Source organism: Streptomyces coffeae, from assembly GCF_016741875.1.
Lineage (GTDB): Bacteria > Actinomycetota > Actinomycetes > Streptomycetales > Streptomycetaceae > Streptomyces > Streptomyces coffeae.
In genome coordinates this window covers 383429-402656 of record NZ_JAERRF010000001.1, presented here as the reverse complement: position 1 = coordinate 402656, position 19228 = coordinate 383429, and the positions used below count along the sequence as shown (strand labels likewise).

Genomic DNA, 19228 nt, shown 5'->3' with positions numbered 1-19228 from the left:
CCCGCCCCGTCAGACCAGACGGCGGGCCGTCGCCCAGCGGGTCAGCTCATGGCGGTTGGAGAGCTGGAGCTTGCGGAGGACCGCCGAGACATGGCTCTCGACCGTCTTCACCGAGATGAACAGCTGCTTGGCGATCTCCTTGTAGGCATAGCCGCGGGCGATCAGCCGCAGCACCTCGCGCTCGCGCTGGGTGAGACGGTCGAGGTCCTCGTCGACGGGCGGGGCGTCGCTGGAGGCGAAGGCGTCGAGAACGAAGCCGGCGAGGCGGGGTGAGAAGACCGCGTCGCCGTCGGAGACCCGGAAGATCGCGTCGACCAGGTCGGTGCCGGTGATGGTCTTGGTGACATAGCCGCGGGCGCCGCCGCGGATGACGCCGATGACGTCCTCGGCGGCGTCCGAGACGGACAGGGCGAGGAAGCGCACCGGACGGTCCGGGTCGGCCATCAGGGCGGCGCTGCGGCGCAGCACCTCGACGCCTCCGCCGCCGGGGAGGTGGACATCGAGCAGGACCACCTCGGGGCGGGTCGCGCCGATCACGGTGACGGCCTGGTCGACATCGGCGGCCTCGCCGACCACCTCGACGCCGGTGCGGGCGGTCTCGCCGATCTCGGCCTGGACGCCGGTGCGGAACATCCGGTGGTCGTCGACGAGCACCACACGGACGCGGCGGGCCGACGCGCTGTCGTCGGCGCCCGCGTCCGCGCCCGCCGCGCCGGTCGCGCCGCCGTTGTGGGTGCCGCCCGTCGCCTCGGTCATGTCGTCGCCCTCTCCATCTCCAACTCCACTTCCGTGCCCCCGTCGGGCGCGGACCTCAGCCTGGCCGTGCCGCCGTTGCGCTGCATCCGGCCGATGATCGACTCACGGACGCCCATCCGGTCCTCCGGCACCGCGTCCACGTCGAAGCCGGGGCCGCGGTCGCGCACGGAGATGAAGACCGTGGCCCCCTCGACCTCGGCGTAGACCTGGACGGCCCCACCCTCGCCACCGTACTTGGCGGCGTTGACCATCGCCTCGCGGGCGGCCTGGATCTGCGCGCCGAGCCGTTCGTCCAGCGGGCAGTCGCCGACGACCACGACCTCGATCGGAACGCCGTGGTAGTCCTCGACCTCGGCCGCCGTCTTCTTCACGGCCTCGGCCAGGGTGTCCGGCTCCTCGTCCTCGTCCTTGCCGGTGCCCTCGGGTTTGTAGAGCCAGGCGCGCAGCTCGCGCTCCTGGGCGCGGGCGAGCCGGGCCACTTCGCGGGAGTCCTCCGCGTTCCGCTGGATCAGGGTGAGGGTGTGCAGCACCGAGTCATGCACATGGGCGGCCACTTCGGCCCGCTCCTGGGCGCGGATGCGCATCAGCCGCTCCTCGGAGAGGTCCTGGGTCATCCGGATCACATAGGGGCCGGCGAGCAGCGCGATGCCGACGAGCACGGCCAGGGCCGCCTGGAGCACCGCCCCTATGTGCTTGGCCGATCCCTGGAGCACCACGATGCCGGTCACCCCGGCCCCGACCAGCAGCACCCCCGCCGCGGCCCGGGCCAGCGGCAGCACCCGCTTGCTGCGGCTCAGCTCGACCCACTGGGCCCGGCGGGCGTTGTCCGCCTGCCGCCAGAAGAGGGCGACGCCGGCGCCGATCAGCAGCAGCGGCCAGATGTAGGTGTTGGCACGGCCCAGCTGGAAGCCCTTGACGAAGATCCCCATCCCGATGAGGAGGGCGAGCAGCGCGAGGAACTGGCCCTTGTCGGGCCTGCGCGCCAGGATCCGGCCGCGGCCGTCGGGGCCCTGGGTGACCAGCGGGCGGGTGGTGGTCGTCTCCACGCCGCCGACGCCGAGCGGGACGATGAACCAGAACAGGGCGTAGACCAGGGCTCCGAAGCCCTCGGCCATGAACAGAGCAACGAAGACGATGCGCACCCAGGAGACCGGCAGCCCCATGTGCCCGGCGAGCCCGCGCGCCACACCGCCGAGCAGACGCCCCTCCGCGCTGCGGTACAGCTTGCGCGGTGGCGGCTCGGTGGGGGTGGTCGGGGGCACGGCGCCGGTCATGCCCCGATCGTCACACGGCCGGGGCGGGAGCGGTATCAGGGTCGCCCCTGATCATTCCCCGAGGCGGCACGCGGTCCGCGTCACTTGGCGACGAAGCCCTCACGGACCACGTCGAAGATCGGGCGGTACTTCGCCCACTCCGCGTCCGGTGCGCTCAGATAGATCGCGTACTGCTTGCCGCCCTCCTCGCCGAAGCCGAGGTCGATCGCGCGGAACAACCGTGCCTGGCCCTGGAAGGTGAACTCCCACACCGCCGCGGGCTCGTCCCGGAATTTCGTCTTCTGCAGGCGCATCCGGTGGTAGATCGGATAGTCCTGCTTGAACGCTCTCTCGAGCTCCTCGAAGTGTGAGACCTGGTCCTCGGGTGCGAGGTCCAGGACATCGATCTGGAGCCTGGCGAGTCGCCCGGGGGCCAGGTAACGGACCTCCTGGGTGCCGTCGACGGCGCTTTCGGAGCCGGTGTCCAGGGTCCACCCGTCCGGCACCGGCAAGGAGACACCGAGCTGCTTCTCCTTCACCAGGTGGTAGCCCTCGGGGGTCGGCGGCGGGGTGTAGGCGGGCTTCTTGGTGTGGCGGGGCTCCGAGGTGGCGCTGGCCTTGTCCCCCGAACCCTGGACGCCGGGCAACTCCTTGTCCAGGCCGAAGACGTAGACACCGGCCGCGACCGCCACGACGGACAGTGCGGAGCCCGCCGCGATCCACTGCGACCTGCGGCTCTTCTTCGGCAGGGGGGTGGAGCCGGAATCGCCGTGCGCCGGGCCGGAGTCCGGGTGTCCGGGCCCCGGGGGCGCGCCCGGCGCTTCCGGAGCGGGCGCGTGGGCGGCGACGGCGGAGGTGGACGGTGTGTGCGGCGCGTGCGACGTGGGCGGTGTGTGGGGCGTGGGCGGTGTGTGCGACGTGGGCGGTGTGTGGGGCGTGGGCGGTGTGTGGGGCGTGGGCGGTGTGTGGGGCGTGGGCGGTGTGTACGGCGTGGGCGGCGTATGAGGCACCGGAGGATGAGGTACCGGCGGCGTACCGGGCGTCGCGGTCACATGGGTGGTGGACCCCGACGGCGTCCCACCCGGCGCCGGGCCGAACCCCGGCAGCGGCAGCGCCGTCGTGTCCGCCTCCGAGGCCGGGACCCGCAGCGCCCGCTCGGTGTCCTCGGCCGACGGCCGATGCTCCGGGTCCTTCGCGAGCAGCGCCTCGATCAGCGGGGTCAGCGGCCCGGCCTGCTTCGGCGGTTCCAGCGGGTCGACGGCGATGGCGTAACCGGTCTCGATGGCGGTGGGCTTGCGGAACGGGGCCCTCCCCTCGACCGCCTGATAGAGCGTCGCCCCCAGTGCCCAGAGGTCCGACGCGGGACCCGGGGTGCGGCCGCGCACCCGCTCGGGGGCGATGTAGTCGATGGATCCCACGACCTCACCGGTCTTGGTGAGGGTGGAGGTGCCGGTGGCCATCGCAATGCCGAAGTCGGTGAGTACGACCCGGCCTTCGGGGCCGAGCAGGACGTTGCCGGGTTTGACGTCACGGTGCAGAACGCCCGCCGCGTGCGCGGCGCGCAGCGCGGCGATCATGCCGCGGCCGATGCGTGCGGCGTCGGCGGGGGATACCCTCCCGCCGTCCTTGAGCAGATCGGCGAGCGTGGTGGAGGGCACGTACTCCATCACGATGCACGGCAACCCCTCGTGGTCCACGACGTCATGGACCACCACCACATTGGGGTGGGTGATGCGGGCCGCGCTGCGCGCCTCGCGCCGGGTGCGCTCGTGCAGCGTCGTCAGTTCGTCGTCGGTCAGGTGCATCGAGACGTGCAGCTGCTTGACCGCGACCTGGCGGCCCAGCAGTTCGTCCTCGGACCGCCACACCGTGCCCATGCCACCGCGGCCGACTTTCTCGACCAGCCGGTAGCGACCGGCTATGAGCCGCCCTTCCTCCGACACCGCGTTCCCCTCCCGCTTACCCGGCCCGGCAGCCGCTACCGCGTCCCGCATATGTTCGATGGGCCACGATAGCCGCCGCGACCTCCGGGGCGATGTCAGGGAAGCCCCAGGGTTGTGCCGGATGTCGCCGAGCGGACTGTCTTGTCACCATGGCCGTATGACCGATGCACCCACCGTGGCGGACGAGGCCGATGGCATGCCTGGTTCCCGCGATCCGCACGCGCACCCGCCCTTGAGGCGCAGTCGTGACCACAAAGTGATCTCCGGGGTATGCGGCGGGCTCGGCCGGTTCTGCGATCTGGACCCGGTGATCTTCCGCGTGGTGCTGTCGGTGCTCGCCGTCGCGGGCGGTCTCGGCCTGATCGTGTACGGGTTCTGCTGGCTGCTGGTTCCGCTCCACGGCGAGGAGGAGAACGAGGGGCGCAAGCTGCTGTCCGGCCGGGTGGAGGGGCCGGGGCTGACGGCGGTGCTGGTCGCGCTGGTCGGCTGCGGGCTGTTCCTGTCGATGCTCAACGAGGGCAACGTGATGTATTTCGCCGTCATGCTGTCCATCGCCGCGTCGGGCGCGGCCTATTGGTCGCACCACCGGCGCCAGGCGGAGAGCGTGGGCGCGGTCGACCCGGCCACGGCGCAGGCGGTCGCGGACGCGCCCCCCGAGACCCAGGCGCCGCCCACCCGGGGTGGCCCGGGGCCCTCCTGGTGGCGGGATCCGATCGTCAAGGACGGCACCACCGGGCCGATGGGCGCTGCCTCGGGCTATTTGTGGGGGCCGGACGACGGTCCGGACAAGGGCGCCGCGTATGACCGTCGCAGGGCGGCGATGACCGAACGGGCACGCAGGGGGCACGAGACGATCTCGATCGGCGGCTGGACGTTCGTGGTCGCGGTCCTCGCCGGGGTGCTGGGCGCGAGGCTGATGTGGTCCGGCCATCCGCTCGGCACCAGCCTGGAGGTCGGATTCGCCTGTGCGCTGGGGGTCTTCGGGCTCGCGATGGTGATCAGCTCGCGGTACGGCAGGACCGGGCCCGGCACGGTGTTGCTCGCGTTGATCACCTGTGGACTGCTGGCGGGCGCGGCGGCGCTCCCCAAGTCCGTCACCCCGGACTGGTCGCGCACGACATGGGCGCCCACCTCGGCGGCCGCTGTGCGGGACAGCTACGAGATGGGCGGCGGCGTCGGTGAGCTGAAGCTGCACCGGCTGCCGCTGAAGGAGGGCCGCACGGTGACCACCAGGGCGGAGGTGGGCGCGGGCAAGCTGGCGGTCACGGTGCCGCGGGACGCCCGTGTGGAGCTCAGCATGCATGTCGGCCTCGGGGACATCCGGCTGCCGGGCGATGACAAGAAGGACATCGACATCGAGCCGAACCGGGACCGCAAGGTGACGCTGGACCCGGCTGGAGGCGGTGAGCCCCACGGCACGCTGAAGCTGACGCTGGAGATCGGCCTGGGGAATGTGGAGGTGACGCGGTCATGAGGAAGCATCCGTTCGAACCGGCCAAGCTGGTGGCCGGGCTGGTGATGCTCGGGGTGGGGCTCGCCTATGCGATGGACGCGGCCGGGAGGTGGGACGTACGGCCGCTGGTGCTGCTGCCGTTGGCGGGGGTCGGGCTCTGTCTGGCCGGGGTGGTGTCGGCCATGACGTACGCGATACGCAGGCCGGGGCAGCGGACGGCCGAGGGAGAGGTGCCCTGACCCGGCGCCTGGCCTGGCCACCCCTGGGGACCCGGCCGCCCCGGACCCGGCCGCCTCCCGGGGCACGCCTGTCTCCCGGCGGGCCCGTATCCACTGCTCAGGTACCCCGGGCCGCTCAGCGCTCCGCGGGAAGTGCCGCGAGGTGCCGTCATGCGTCCGCGGCTGCGTCGTGGCCGGCCGCGCCAGCGCGGCGGAGCCGCACATCGACACAGCCCCGCGCCCCTTCAGGGCGCACCCGAACCGCACCGGACGTCAGCGAGGCCGCTTAGGCGAAGAGCTGCGATCCGTGCCTGCGACGGCGCTTGGCGATCGCGACGTCCAGCGACAGATAGGGCGCACCGGCCAGCACCAGCGGCAGCCACGCCATCAGGTACATCAGGTCGTTGCCGTAGTAGTACGGCTCCGTCTGCCAGCTGACCGTCAGCCACAGGCTGAGCGAGATCATCGCCCCGCCGAACGCGGCCAGCCGGGACAGCAGACCGACCAGGGTGCCCAGTCCCACGGCCAGTTCGCCGTAGGCGATGGCATAGCCGAAGGCGGAGGGATCCTTGAGACCCTGGTCGATCAACCAGGGGATGGCCGCGGTGTCGTGGACCTGGCGCATCAGAGCACCAATCGAGCCGCTGCCGCTGTCGGCCAGGAAGGTTGAGTCGGTGATCTTGTCGATCCCGGCGTAGACGAAGGTGACGCCGAGGAAGAGCCGCAGGGGCAGCAGCGCGTAGTGGGCGGCGGTGGCCCGCACCCCTACGGGCTGCCCGCCCATACCGCCGACCCCGCCCATGTCGCCGACCCCGCCCATGTCGCCGACGCCGTTGACACTGCCCGCGCTGTCCGCGGGACCGCTTCCGATCGGACGCTTCGCATGGCTCATGACGACCGCCTCTTCCGTTGACATCTCAACAATTCCATACGAAGAGGAAGCGCAACATGACTCAGACAAGAACGGTTTTCGGACGGGGCCTGGTCCGGTCGGGGACGGCCGTCCGCCGAGGAATCCGATCAGCCCGGGACGTCGGTCAGTTGAGGATGTGGATCCAGTCGGGGACGTCGATCAGTCGAGGACGTCGATCGGATAGCGGTTGGTCTCGGCGCCCGCCGCCGTGACCACCTGCACCTCCACCCGGCCCGGCTCCACATCCACCGGCACCGGCACGGTCAGCGCGGTGTCCGTCGGGTTGCCGAAGCCACCGGCCACCGGCACCAGCGGCACATGGACGTGCACCGCCCCGATCCGGACCACCATCCGGGCCAGCCGGTCCGGGTCCTGGGCGCCCGGCGGTACGAAGCCGTTGCCGCGGATCTCGATGTCGTCGCCGGTGCGGATCGGGGCGTCGCGGTCGAAACCGCCCTCCTCGGGGCGGACCCGCACCACCGACAGCACCGTGGGCCGTCCGCCCTCCGTGTACTTCCCGGCCAGGTACATCAGGGTGGAGACGATCGCCAACAGGGCCGGTCCCCACGGCAGATCGGGCAGCTGCCACGGCTCGCGCGCCAGCCGGACGGCGGCGAAGGCGAGCGCGACGGTGTGGACGACCACGTACTGCGCGTCCGCGAAGCTGCCGCGGCCCGCGTCGTCGGTGAGCAGATCGGCGGCGCGCGGACGGACCGCGCGCACCTTCTGGAGCCGCTGCGCCCGCACCCGGGCGGCCACCACCAGCCGGGCCATCACCGCGGCGAGACAGCTCAGCCCGGTGACGGTGAGCAGCCCGGCGACGCGGCCGAGCGCGAGCCCGTCGGTCAGCCGGGGGCGGTCGCCGGGGTCGAGGGCGAGTTCGCCGCCGAGGACGAGCACCGAGAAGACGGCGAACCCGAGCCAGGCCGCGGCGACCGTACGGGAGGTGGAGAGCCGGTTGTCCTCGCCGACGAGCGGGGCGAGCGGGCCCCCGGCCGCGTGGTGCAGCCGGGCGGCGAACGTCAGCAGGACGGCCGTGACGACGGCGGCGGCGATCCCGGCGGTCCGCGCCACCGACCAGCCGGTGCCGAGCGCGGTGGCCAACTGCCCGATCAGCAGCGCCGCGACCGCGCCCCATACGACCAGCAGGGTCCGCCGCCACACCGCGTCCCGCCACGCCGTGCACTCGGCGCGGCCGCTGTCGACGACCGTACGGGCGGCCTGGGCGAGTTCGTCCGAGACCCACTGCCGGGAGGCCCCGGCGGAGTGCGCCAGCGCCGCCGGAAGGCCCTCTCCGGCCGCAAAACGCTCCCGCATGGCCACGAAGGCGGCCACCGCCCTGCGGTGGCCCTCACGGGCACCCTGAGGACATGCACAGCCGGTGTGGCCGGGCCCGTGCGGGTGCCCCTCCACCGTCGTGGCGTTCTCCGCCGTCTCCACCGCCACGAGGGTCGCTCCGTCGTTCGCTCGTACTGTTTCGGCACCGCCGTTCGGATTCCGGACCGGGCCGAGCGGCGCCAACTGATATGTGACGAGAGGGAATTGTGCCGTACCGCGGAGGGTGTCAGCTCAACAGGTCCGGCTCGGCGCGGGTGATCTGGAGATACAGAGGTTGATAGTTGATCCACGCCACAAGATCGTTTCCAAGCTGCTCACGGAGCCGCGCGGCGCTCTCGTCGTCGATGAGGACCGGCTTGCCCGCGGCCTTCGCCGCCAGCTGCGCCCGGCACGAACGCTCCATCGTGATGAACCACCACGCGGCCGCGTCGACCGAGTCGCCCACCGTCAGCAGACCGCGATTGCGCAGGATGAGGGCCTTGTGGCCGCCGAGCGCGGCCGCGATCCGGCGCCCCTCGTCGTCGTCCACGACCACCCCGGTGGGGGCGTCGTAGAGCGCGTGGTCCTCGAAGAAGGCGCAGACCTCCTGGTTGATCGGCTCCAGCAGCTCACCGAGCGAGGACAGCGCCCGGCTGTGCACCGAGCGGCTGTGCGCGACCGCGACGGCGTCCGGCCGAGCCCGATGCACGTGAGAGTGAACGACGAACGCCGCCTGGTTGACGTGATAGCGGCCCTCGACCACCTGGCCCGCCTGATTGACCAGGATCAGATCGCCGGCGGTGATGTGAGCGAACGGCATCCCGAAGGGGTTCACCCAGAAGCAGTCGGTCAACTCCGGGTCGCGGACGGTGATATGGCCCGACACCCCCTCCTCGTAGCCGTAGCGCCCGAACAGCCGCAGCGCCGCGGCGAGCCGCTCCTTGCGATGGCGCCGCTCGTCGTCGGGGGAGGTGTGCTGCGGCGGCAGGGTGATGTGCAGCTGGTCGGTGGGTATCGGCTCGGGCGTCGGCCGGGGCATCGGCATGGGGGTGTTCATGGGCGGCTCGCTCACTCCTCGCGCTCCTGGGGGTGCTCGCAGCGGAAGCTACCTCCGGGTATCGCGGGAGGCCAGAGCCGCGACCTACAGGTTGTCGATGTCGGCGAGGTCGATGTCGACGGTGAAGGGGACGGAGAGCTTCAGCCGGTCGTGATGGACACCGGTGGGACGGTAGGCGCGCGTCTCGGGATCGAGCTGGAAGACATGGACCACGGGACGTTCGCCCGCGTGTGCCCTCTCGACACGCCAGAAGTACGGGATCCCCGCGTTGGCGTACTTGTGAGGCTTGGTGTCGTGATCCCGGGCCTCGGACTCGGGAGACACGACCTCGACGGCGAGCATCACATCACTCACCTGGTAATAGGTCTGCTCACCGCTCCGCACGGCGTCGGCACGTACGACCGAGATATCCGGTTCCGGACCGTTGCGTTTGTCGATGACCACGGTCATCTCCCGCCGGACCCTGAACTCGGCGGGCACAGTCCTACGCAGCCCGCTGACCAGCAGGTCAATCATCACGCTGTGAAAATCCCGCTGCGGACTCACGAAAACCAGACTCCCGTCGATCAACTCGGTGTGCGGCGGGAGGTCGGGCAGCGTCAGCAGGTCGTCCACGGTGTAGCCATCCGGCGGCGGCACCGGCCACGAAGTGGTGGGCAGCGGCTCAGCGGTCATGGTTCCTCCCATGGACGGGATTCTCGGCCGTACGATCAGCGTACCCAGCACTTACGGCGACGCCGCCGCCCAAACGAATGAGCGACGGCGTCGGCGTTGACCACGGGGAGGGAGAGGTCACTCCCACTCGATGGTGCCGGGCGGCTTGCTGGTGATGTCCAGGACGACCCGGTTCACCTCGTCCACCTCGTTGGTGATGCGGGTGGAGATCCGCGACAGGACGTCGTACGGCAGCCGCGACCAGTCGGCCGTCATGGCGTCCTCGGAAGAGACCGGACGCAGCACGATGGGGTGGCCGTAGGTGCGGCCGTCGCCCTGGACGCCGACCGAGCGGACATCGGCGAGGAGGACGACCGGGCACTGCCAGATGTCGCGGTCCAGACCGGCGGCGGTCAGCTCCTCGCGGGCGATGGCGTCGGCCTCGCGCAGCAGGTCCAGGCGCTCCTTGGTGACCTCGCCGACGATGCGGATGCCGAGCCCGGGGCCCGGGAAGGGCTGGCGGTGGACGATCTCGTCCGGGAGGCCCAGCTCCTGGCCGACGTTGCGCACCTCGTCCTTGAACAGCCGGCGCAGCGGCTCGACGAGCTTGAACTCGAGGTCCTCGGGGAGGCCGCCCACATTGTGGTGGGACTTGATGTTGGCGGTGCCGGAGCCGCCGCCGGACTCCACCACATCGGGGTAGAGGGTGCCCTGCACCAGGAACTCCACGGCCTCGCCCGCGGCGCCCGCCTCGGCCACCAGCTCGGCCTGGGCCTGCTCGAAGACCCGGATGAACTCCCGGCCGATGATCTTCCGCTTCTCCTCGGGGTCGGAGACCCCGGCCAGCGCGGACAGGAACCGCTCCTCGGCCTCGACGACCTTCAGCTGGACGCCGGTGGCCGCCACGAAGTCCTTCTCGACCTGCTCGGACTCACCCTTGCGCATCAGACCGTGGTCGACGTACACGCAGGTCAGCTGGTCGCCGATGGCCTTCTGGACAAGGGCGGCGGCGACCGCGGAGTCCACCCCGCCGGACAGCCCGCAGATCGCGCGCTTGGCTCCGACCTGCTCACGGATGGCCGCGACGGACTCCTCGACCACATTGGAGGTGGTCCAGGTGGGCTCGAGACCGGCGCCCCGGTAGAGGAAGTGCTCCAGCACCTGCTGGCCGTGGGTGGAGTGCATCACCTCAGGGTGGTGCTGTACGCCGTAGAGCTTGCGCTCGTCGCATTCGAAGGCGGCGACCGGCACCACATCGGTGGAGGCGGTGACGGCGAAGCCCGCCGGGGCGGCCGAGCAGGCGTCGCCGTGCGACATCCACACGGACTGCTCCTCGGGGGTGCCCGCGAAGAGCGTGGAGCCGGGCTTGGTGACGGTCAGCGGCGTGCGGCCGTACTCCCGGGCGCCGGTGTTGTCGACCGTGCCGCCGAGCGCGACCGCCATCAGCTGGAAGCCGTAGCACATACCGAAGACCGGGATCCCGGCCTCGAAGAGCGCGCGGTCGACGCTGGGCGCGCCCTCGGCGTAGACCGACGACGGCCCGCCGGACAGGATGATCGCCTTCGGCTTCTTGGCGAGCATCTCCTCCACCGGCATGGTGGACGGGACGATCTCGCTGTAGACCCGGGCTTCGCGGACCCGGCGGGCGATGAGCTGGGCGTACTGCGCGCCGAAGTCGACGACCAGGACGGTGTCGGGGGCGGCAGCAGGGGACGCTGATGGCACTTCGGCGGCCTTCCGGCGGTGGTGATCGGGGTGGTACTCGGGGCGCTCCGGTCCGCACAGGGAACCCGCACAGGGGACTGTTCCGGCGCGTTGGACTTTCGATTCTAACGGGCTCATAATCGACGCCATGTCCACGCGCATGACCTTCGTCTTTACCTATGGCACCGGCCCGTCCGGCTGCCAAGGTCGTGCTGCTTGAACTGACAAGCGACTTCCCAGGCGCCCCGGGCCGGCCAAGGCCCGGGGCGCTGGTGTTTTCTCCTCCGGGCTCTTCCGCCGGACTCCGGGTCACGTCCCGACAGACACTCGAGAGACCAGGAGATACGGATATGAGCACGACAGCGAGCAGTACGGCCGGGGCAGCGGACGCCACCGAGGTGATCCGCACCGCCCGTGAACGGATCGACGCCCTCGACGGGCGGATCCTCGACCTCGTCCGGGAACGGATGGATGTCTCGGCGTCCATTCAGCGGGCCCGGATCGCATCGGGCGGGCGGCGGGTGCACCTCTCCCGTGAGATGGAGATCCTCGACCGCTACCGGGAGGGGCTCGGCAAGCCCGGCACCACCCTCGCCATGACGCTGCTGGAGCTGTGCCGTGGCCGGATCTGACGTTCCGCGCCATCACCCGTACGGCGCGTGACCGGCCCGCGAGCGGGCTCGTTGAGCCCGGTGCCGCGCCAGCCAGGAGCGGCCCGGAAAATCCACGCGTGGCTCAGATCCGCCGAAGCGATGAGACGCGCCCCCTGCGGTGATTCAGGCGGTGCGCGTCGTGGGACCTCGCTCCGGCGAGGTGACCGGTCGGCAGGGGACAGCAGCCCGGTCACCACCTCAAGGACGGTCGGTCCCGGGGACGCCTGGGACCGACCGTATCCGGTCGAAACGGTTGCGCCCGGTGCTCCGCATCCACCACGATGCAGGAAGGCGAAAAGCCCCGGGTCACCTCCCGCCATTGGTACAACCACGCGGGCGTACGCCCCTCCATACTCCCCCCATGAAGTCCGGCCCCGAAGCCAGCGGCGCAACCCCCCGGCGCCGCTTCTCAGCACCGGCGCTGCCCTGACGCCGGTGCTGACCGCCTAGGGCCCCGAGGCGCCCGCCCCGCTCGGGCGCCCCGGGGCCCTTCGCATGCGCTGCTCCCGGATCTCGTCAGCAGCTCCGAGTCGGCTCCGATCCCTTCGCGCCCGTTTCCCGGCTGCCTCTGACTGCCTTCTGACCGAGCCGCCGGATTCTGTGACCATTCTGTGAGCAAAAACGAAGGCAACCTTTCAGCCACCGAGCCGGTCATGTACGTGCAAACGCACGGCCATACCGCGCCCCCACCGCGACGGCCTTCCACCTGCGCACCGCCCACCAGCGGCGCGTACGGACCCAGAAGAGGTCTTCATGAAGATTCGCCGCGTTCTGGCGACCGCCGCAGCCACGGCCGCCATCGCCCCCGCCGCGCTGCTCGCGGCTCCGGCCGCCTTCGCCGAGGAATCGCCTTCTGCCTCGCCGTCCGCGTCGGAGACCGCCACTCCCCCGGCCACGCCGACCCCGGACCCGACGCAGACCACGCAGACGCCGACCGGCGAGCCCACGAGCCCCACCCCGACGGCCACCGAGAGCCAGACCACCACTCCCTCGGCCACGCCCACCGACACGGCCACCCCCACCGGCAAGCCGACGTCCCCCACCGACGAGCCGACCGAGCCCGGTGAGTGCACGGACAACGGGGACTACAACGAGGACCCCGACCTCAGCACCACCCTCGTCGGTCTGCCCTCGAAGGTCGTGGCGGGCAGTGGGTTCCACACCTTCACCTTCGAGGTCAAGAACGACTCCGACCGCACGTACAAGCGCGTGGACTTCGGCGTTGTCGCGGGCACCGTGCACCTCGACGACCTGGAGGGCACCGGCAAGTACCTCACCCTTCAGTACAAGGACCCGGACACCGGCGCGTGGCAGAACATCTCCACCGACGATAACGACCCGGGCGCCGGCTATGTCGGCTACACCGATGTGCGTCCGCACGAGACCCTCACCGTCGATCTCCGGCTGAGCGTGGCCAAGAGCGCGCCCGAGGGCTTCGGTTACGCGATCAGCATCGGTGTGTACGCGGACGACAAGGGCAACTGCGTCTACTCGACCGGTGAGTACTACGAGTTCGACGTGCTCAAGGCCGGTTCGAAGCCGGGCGAGGTGCCCCCGGCCGAGCCCAAGCCGCAGGGCGGCAAGAAGCCGCTGCCGCACAAGCCGGAGGGCAACACGGAGATCAACCCCAAGGGCAGCCTCGCCGAGACGGGTTCCTCCTCCGCACTGCCGACGATCGCCCTGATCGGCGGTGTGGCCATGGCCGCGGGCGGTGGCGCCGTGTTCGTGGTCCGTCGTCGTCGCAGCGGCGGCGCCGCCGCGTAACGGCCACCGGGCCGACGCGCAGGCAACAGCCGCAGCGAGGGGCCGCCCCCACCGTCGGGGGCGGCCCCTTCGCCGTCGCGGACGTCAGCTCCCGGGCGTGGCCGGGGGTACCACGGGCACCGGAAGCAGGGGCAGCTTCAGCGCCCCGAACGCGTCCGCCGGAACCGCCGGAGCGGTGGGCTCGACGGGCGACAGCCGCTGGTACGGCTCGCCCTGGGCGGGGCGCGGATCCGCCTCGCCCTTGTTCGGCCACAGCGACATGGCCCGCTCGGCCTGCGCCGTGATGGTCAGCGACGGGTTGACGCCGAGGTTCGCCGAGACCGCGGCGCCGTCGACGACATGGATGCCCGGGTGTCCGTACAGCCGGTGGTACGGGTCGATCACCCCGTGCTCGGCGTCCTCACCGATCGGGCAGCCGCCGAGGAAGTGCGCGGTCAGCGGGGTGCCCATCAGCTCCCCGACATTGCTGCCCGCGAAGCCGTTGATCGACTCGGCGAGATGGCGGGCCGCCTCCGCGCCCTCGGGGATGTAGTCCGGGTTGGGCTCACCGTGACCCTGCCGGGCGGTCAGCAGTCCCTTCCCGAGCCCCTTGGACTTGCGGTACGTGGTCAGCGAGTTGTCATGGGTCTGCATGACCAGGCCGATGATGGTCCGCTCGGACCAGCGCCGGTTGGACAGCGAACGCACCGCCATCGTGGGGTGCTTCAGATTGGCGCCGAGGAACTGGAGCCAGCGCGGCACCCGGCCGCCGTTGGGGATCTGGAGGATGGACATCAGGCCCATCGCGTTGGAGCCCTTGCCGTAGCGGACCGGCTCGATATGGGTGGTCTCGTTGGGGTGGATCGACGAGGTGATCGCCACCCCGCGGCTGAACTCGGCCTTCTTCTCCGCCGGATTCTTGGCGCGGTAGCGGCGGTCGGTGGTCTGGGCGCCCACCAGGGCCTCGGAGTTGGTGCGGGTGAGGAAACCGAGCCGTTCGGAGAGCCGGGGCAGCAGCCCCTTGTCCCGCATGGTGTGCAGCAGGGTCTGGGTGCCGTAGGTGCCCGCGGCGAGCACCACGTAACGGGCGCGCAGCGCGGTGGGCTTGCCCTTGCGCCGGTTGTCGGTGGGCACGGTGGTGACGCGGTGGCCGCCGTGCGGATCGTCGCTCACGGCCACGACCGTGGTCATGGGGTGGACGACCGCACCTGCCTTCTCGGCGAGATAGAGGTAGTTCTCGTTGAGGGTGTTCTTGGCGCCGTGGCGGCAGCCGGTCATGCACTCACCGCATTCGGTGCACGCCGTGCGCTCCGGGCCCGCGCCGCCGAAGTACGGATCGGCCACCGTCTCGCCCGGCGCGGCCTGCGCGGCGGCGGAGCCGTCGGCGTCCTGGCCGTCCCCGAAGAAGACGCCGACCGGGGCCATGTGGAAGCTGTCCGCCACGCCCATCTTCCCGGCCGCGGACTTCAGATGGACGTCGGACGGGGTGAGCGTCGGGTTGAGCCGCACCCCGAGCATCCGCCGCGCCTGGTCGTAGTAGGGCCGCAGTTCGTCCTGCCAGTCGGTGATATGCCCCCACTGCGGGTCCTCGAAGAACGGCGCGGGCGGTACGTACAGGGTGTTGGCGTAGTTGAGCGAACCGCCGCCGACCCCGGCGCCCGCGAGCACCATCACCTTGCCGAGCACATGGATGCGCTGGATGCCGAACAGTCCGAGGGCCGGGGCCCACAGATAGTTGCGGAGGTCCCAGGAGTTCTTGGGCAGGGTCTCGCGGGTGAAGCGGCGGCCCGCCTCCAGGACACCGACGCGGTATCCCTTCTCGGCCAGCCGGAGGGCCGACACCGAACCGCCGAAGCCCGAGCCGATGACGATGACGTCGTAGTCGTAACCGGCGTCGTCGGTGGCGTCGGTGGCGGAGCCGGTGCTGTCGCCGTGCTCCTGGTGGTGGGCGGACTTGTCCCCTGACAACGGGTACCTCCGGTCGATACGTGCTGGTCAGCGCAGGCGCAGTGCCTTCATCGCGCGCAGGCTGCGGGTCATGAAGGCCGCGTACTTCTCATCCGTCATCCCGAAGGACGGGCCCAGTGGCATCAGCCGCTGGTGAGCGACCGTCTGCGCCTCGGTGAACTTGAGGATGCCCTCCGAGCCGTGCCGGCGGCCGAGCCCGGAGTCGCCCATGCCGCCCATGGGGGCGTTGACACTGCCGTAGGCGGCGCCGTACGCCTCGTTGACGTTGACCGTACCGGCGCGCAGCCGGGCGGCGACGGCCCGGCCGCGCCCGCCGTCCTTGGTCCAGACGCTCGCGTTGAGCCCGTAGGGGGTGGCGTTGGCGCGCTCGACGACGTCGTCCTCGTCGGTGAAACGGTAGATCGAGACGACCGGGCCGAAGGTCTCCTCGGTGCACACGGCCATCGGCGGCTCCACACCGTCGAGGATCGTGGGCTCGTAGAAGTAGGGGCCGATATCGGGCCGGGGACGGCCGCCCGCGACGACCGTGGCGCCCTTGACGACCGCCTCTTCCACATGGCGGGTGACGGTGTCCAGCTGGCGGTCGGAGACGAGCGAGCCCATCTCGGCGCCGTAGCCGAGGGCCTTGCCCAGCCGCATCGCCTTGGTGCGGGCGGCGAACCGCTCCAGGAAGGCGTCCGCGATCGACTCGTGGACGTACAGCCGCTCGATGGAGATGCACAGCTGCCCGGCGGAGGCGAAGCAGGCGCGCACCGCGCCCTCGGCCGCCTTCTCGATGTCGGCGTCGCGCAGCACCAGCATGGCGTTCTTGCCGCCGAGTTCGAGGGAGCAGCCCACCAGACGCGCCGCGGCGGCCTGGGCCACCCCGCGGCCGGTGCGGGTGGAGCCGGTGAACGAGACGTAGTCGGCGTGCTCGACGACCGCGGGGCCGACCACCGGTCCCTCGCCGATCACGACCTGCCACACCCCGGCGGGCATTCCGGCCTCGAGCATCAGCTCCCGCGCCCACAGTGCGGTCAGCGAGGTCTCGGTGTCGGGCTTCATCACGACCGCGTTGCCGGAGACGAAGGCGGGTATCGCGTCGCCGACGGACAGCTCCAGCGGATAGTTCCAGGGCACGATCTGGCCCACGACCCCGCGCGGCTGGCGCAGTTCGGTGACCTTGGTCAGCGTGGGGACGACGCCCACGCGGGCCTTGGGCCGCAGATAGCTGGGGGCCTTGCGGCCGTAGTGGCGGGCGGCCAGCACCACGCCCTGGATCTCCTCATGGGCGTGCAGCCGGGTCTTGCCGGTCTCCAGCTGGATGAGGTCCAGGATCTCCGACTGCCGGTGCAGCAGCAGATCGTGGAAGCGGAGGAGGACGGCGGCGCGGCGGCGGACGGGCAGGGCCGCCCAGGCCCGCTGGGCCTCACGGGCCCGGGCGAAGGCGGTGGCGACGTCTTCCGGAGTGGACTCGGGCAGCTCGGCGGCGAGGACCTCGCCGGTGAACGGCGTGTGGTTGACGGTGCTGCCGCTGCCCACGACGCCCTTGGCGAGCCGGGCGACCAGCTCGGGGGTGACGACATCGGCTGCGGTGCGGGTGCCCGGGGCCGCGACCGGATTGCCGTCGGCGGGGGCGGTGCTGGTGCCGCTCTGTGCGCGTGCGCTGTCCTGCGTCTCCGTCATGCGGCAGAGAGTAGGCGGCCGCGGCCGGTTTGGGTACCCGTCGGTAACTCGCCTTCACCGGTCACACACAATCGCGCCAGCGATTGCTGGCGCGACGTGTGTTCACAAGGCGGCCGACGGCTCAGTCCGTGTCGAGCCGGAACTTCTTGTTGATCTTGAAGTTCTCGAGGATGTCCTTGTACATCTCGTCGCCGGTCTTACGGGCATCGCCCTCGGCGGGCATGGTCACCGTCAGCTGCCAGGCGATCTTGTTCGTGACGACGAAGACATGATCCCGGTCCATATACGGGATCCGGACGTCGTCACTGCTGGTGCCGGGCTCGAAGTAGGTGGTCTCGAAGTCCGCGGCGGGGTCGCCCTGCTGGCGGGTCGCCCTGGTCTTGGAGACCTTGGGCTCCTCCATCTCCGACAGAGCGCCGCTCTTGTTGAACGCGATGATCTGGGCGGCCACCTTGTCCGTCGTGGTGACCTTGCGCTGTGTGTCGCTCGCCAACGCCCTCAGCCTGATCGTGTAGACACCGCTGGGGTCCTTGAACCGGACCTCGGGAGCGGCCGCGGTGTCGTCGTCCTGCACCCGCTTGTAGTTCTCCGGCACCGCCAGGGACGCCCCGACCACATCGCGCTCCTCGCGCACGGTCCAGCCGGACGGCAGCGGGCTCTCGCTCGCGAACGGCTTCGCGAGCACCAGCACCAGGGTGGCGGCCACCACCAGCACCAGCGCGCCCAGACCCAGCTGGGCCTTGCGGTTCTTGTGCAGGATGGGCGGGACGAAGCGGCTGCCGGAGGGCTCCGGTACCGCGGACGGCGCCGCGCCGAATCCCGCGCCGACGGCCATCGTCGGAACGCCGCTCGCGGCCATCGTGGGCGCACCGGCCGCGGAGACGGTCGGCGTGTGCCGCGGCGGACGGGCCGCGGTCTCGAGCGCCTGCCGGATCTCCTGGGCGGACGGACGTGCCGAGGTGTCCTTGCGCAGCATCCGCATGATGATGTCGCCCAGCGGGCCCACGGCACGCGCGGGCGTCTGCGGTTCGGCCTGCAACACGGCCTGGAGGGTGGACGGGGAGTGGCTGCGGCGGAACGGGGACATACCCTCGACCGCCGTGTACAGCACCACACCCAGCGACCACAGGTCCGACTCGGGACCGGGCCGCTGACCCAGCACCCGCTCGGGCGCGATGAATTCGGGCGAGCCGACAAAACCACCGGTCTCCGTGAGCCCCTGCTCGCCCTCGATCTGGGCGATACCGAAGTCGGTGAGCACCACCCGGTCGTCCCGGCCGAGCAGCACATTGTCCGGTTTGACGTCGCGGTGCAGCACCCCGGCGTCATGGGCGGCGGACAGCGCGCCGAGCACGGCGAGACCGATCCGGGCCGCCTCGCGCGGATCGAGCGTGCCCTCGGCCAGCCGGTCGCCCAGCGACTGCCCGCTCACCAGCTCCATCACGATCCAGGGCCGCCCCTCCTCGACCACGACATCGTGGACGGTGACGACGGAGGGGTGGTCGATCCGGGCGGCGGCGCGCGCCTCGCGCTCCATCCGCCGATAGACCGTCTGCCGCTCGCTGTCCGGGAGATGGTCCGGGACCCGCGGCTCCTTGACCGCCACCTCGCGATCCATGACCTGGTCCTGAGCACGCCAGACGGTGCCCATCCCGCCGTGGCCGAGCCGGGAGACCAGCCGGTAGCGCTCGCCGACGACCCGCCCGACGTCCGGGTCCGAGGACCGGGCGGCGGGCGGCCGCTGCGCCGCGAGCTGGGTCGGCTCATAGGGGCTCACCGGCGGCTGCGCTCCCTGGGGAGGCGCCTCCGGGGCGTCCGGCGGCCGCAGAGCGTAGCTGGTGGGCTCGTTCGCCCATCCCCCGTCGTTCGTCATGGCTCAATCTTTACCGGTCCGGCGGCGGAATCCGCCACCGGCCCCCGGGTCCTGCGGA

At 71.2% G+C, this 19228-nt stretch carries 15 protein-coding genes; 4 read left to right on the top strand and 11 right to left on the bottom strand.

Features of this window, described 5'->3' with window-relative positions; genetic code table 11:
* Nucleotides 1-9: 9 nt before the first annotated feature.
* The 3 genes from JK363_RS01805 to JK363_RS01795 all read right to left on the bottom strand — a co-directional run bounded on the left by JK363_RS01805 (nucleotide 10) and on the right by JK363_RS01795 (nucleotide 4003).
* Nucleotides 10-756: a LuxR C-terminal-related transcriptional regulator gene (locus JK363_RS01805; RefSeq protein ID WP_201870698.1), complete on the bottom strand. Its 747-nt coding sequence runs from the start codon at nucleotides 754-756 to the stop codon at nucleotides 10-12.
* Entirely contained in the window at nucleotides 753-2030 is a 1278-nt protein-coding gene (locus JK363_RS01800; RefSeq protein ID WP_201870697.1) for an ATP-binding protein, read from the bottom strand. Before JK363_RS01800 ends, JK363_RS01805 begins: the two co-directional genes overlap by 4 nt.
* A gap of 80 nt (nucleotides 2031-2110) precedes the next feature.
* Complete coding sequence (locus tag JK363_RS01795; RefSeq protein ID WP_201870696.1) at nucleotides 2111-4003, bottom strand: protein kinase domain-containing protein; 1893 nt, start codon at nucleotides 4001-4003, stop codon at nucleotides 2111-2113.
* Between the two features lie 106 nt (nucleotides 4004-4109).
* On the opposite strand from JK363_RS01795, the gene JK363_RS01790 reads away from it, so the two are divergent.
* Nucleotides 4110-5426, top strand: a complete 1317-nt coding sequence (locus tag JK363_RS01790) for a PspC domain-containing protein (RefSeq protein WP_236075473.1) — start codon at nucleotides 4110-4112, stop codon at nucleotides 5424-5426.
* Nucleotides 5423-5644, top strand: a complete 222-nt coding sequence (locus JK363_RS01785) for a hypothetical protein (RefSeq protein WP_201870694.1) — start codon at nucleotides 5423-5425, stop codon at nucleotides 5642-5644. The genes JK363_RS01790 and JK363_RS01785 overlap by 4 nt, the downstream gene beginning before the upstream one ends.
* A gap of 265 nt (nucleotides 5645-5909) precedes the next feature.
* On the opposite strand, the gene JK363_RS01780 is transcribed toward JK363_RS01785, so the two are convergent.
* The 5 genes from JK363_RS01780 to guaA form a co-directional block, all read right to left on the bottom strand.
* On the bottom strand, nucleotides 5910-6515 hold the full coding sequence (locus JK363_RS01780) for a DoxX family protein (RefSeq protein ID WP_201870924.1): 606 nt from the start codon (nucleotides 6513-6515) through the stop codon (nucleotides 5910-5912).
* A 180-nt stretch (nucleotides 6516-6695) separates the two neighbouring features.
* A complete protein-coding gene (locus tag JK363_RS01775) occupies nucleotides 6696-7982 on the bottom strand; it encodes a hypothetical protein (protein ID WP_372444691.1) in 1287 nt (428 codons plus the stop codon).
* A 118-nt stretch (nucleotides 7983-8100) separates the two neighbouring features.
* Nucleotides 8101-8892: a class II aldolase/adducin family protein gene (locus JK363_RS01770; protein ID WP_201870920.1), complete on the bottom strand. Its 792-nt coding sequence runs from the start codon at nucleotides 8890-8892 to the stop codon at nucleotides 8101-8103.
* Between the two features lie 102 nt (nucleotides 8893-8994).
* Entirely contained in the window at nucleotides 8995-9585 is a 591-nt protein-coding gene (locus tag JK363_RS01765) for a Uma2 family endonuclease (protein WP_236075472.1), read from the bottom strand.
* Between the two features lie 117 nt (nucleotides 9586-9702).
* Nucleotides 9703-11289: a glutamine-hydrolyzing GMP synthase gene (guaA, locus tag JK363_RS01760; protein WP_201870692.1), complete on the bottom strand. Its 1587-nt coding sequence runs from the start codon at nucleotides 11287-11289 to the stop codon at nucleotides 9703-9705.
* A 329-nt stretch (nucleotides 11290-11618) separates the two neighbouring features.
* Here guaA and JK363_RS01755 point away from each other — a divergent pair, with 329 nt between their 5' ends.
* Nucleotides 11619-11900 (top strand): chorismate mutase, encoded by a 282-nt coding sequence (locus JK363_RS01755; RefSeq protein WP_201870691.1) that lies wholly within the window; start codon nucleotides 11619-11621, stop codon nucleotides 11898-11900.
* A gap of 774 nt (nucleotides 11901-12674) precedes the next feature.
* Complete coding sequence (locus JK363_RS01750; RefSeq protein ID WP_201870690.1) at nucleotides 12675-13685, top strand: LAETG motif-containing sortase-dependent surface protein; 1011 nt, start codon at nucleotides 12675-12677, stop codon at nucleotides 13683-13685.
* Nucleotides 13686-13769: 84 nt separating this feature from the next.
* Here JK363_RS01750 and JK363_RS01745 read toward each other — a convergent pair whose 3' ends face one another.
* From JK363_RS01745 to JK363_RS01735, 3 genes are all read right to left on the bottom strand, one after another.
* Nucleotides 13770-15632: a GMC oxidoreductase gene (locus JK363_RS01745; RefSeq protein ID WP_201870689.1), complete on the bottom strand. Its 1863-nt coding sequence runs from the start codon at nucleotides 15630-15632 to the stop codon at nucleotides 13770-13772.
* A gap of 27 nt (nucleotides 15633-15659) precedes the next feature.
* Nucleotides 15660-17297: a succinic semialdehyde dehydrogenase gene (locus JK363_RS01740; RefSeq protein ID WP_201870688.1), complete on the bottom strand. Its 1638-nt coding sequence runs from the start codon at nucleotides 17295-17297 to the stop codon at nucleotides 15660-15662.
* Nucleotides 17298-17418: 121 nt separating this feature from the next.
* Complete coding sequence (locus JK363_RS01735; protein ID WP_201870687.1) at nucleotides 17419-19170, bottom strand: serine/threonine-protein kinase; 1752 nt, start codon at nucleotides 19168-19170, stop codon at nucleotides 17419-17421.
* Between the last annotated feature and the right edge of the window lie 58 nt (nucleotides 19171-19228).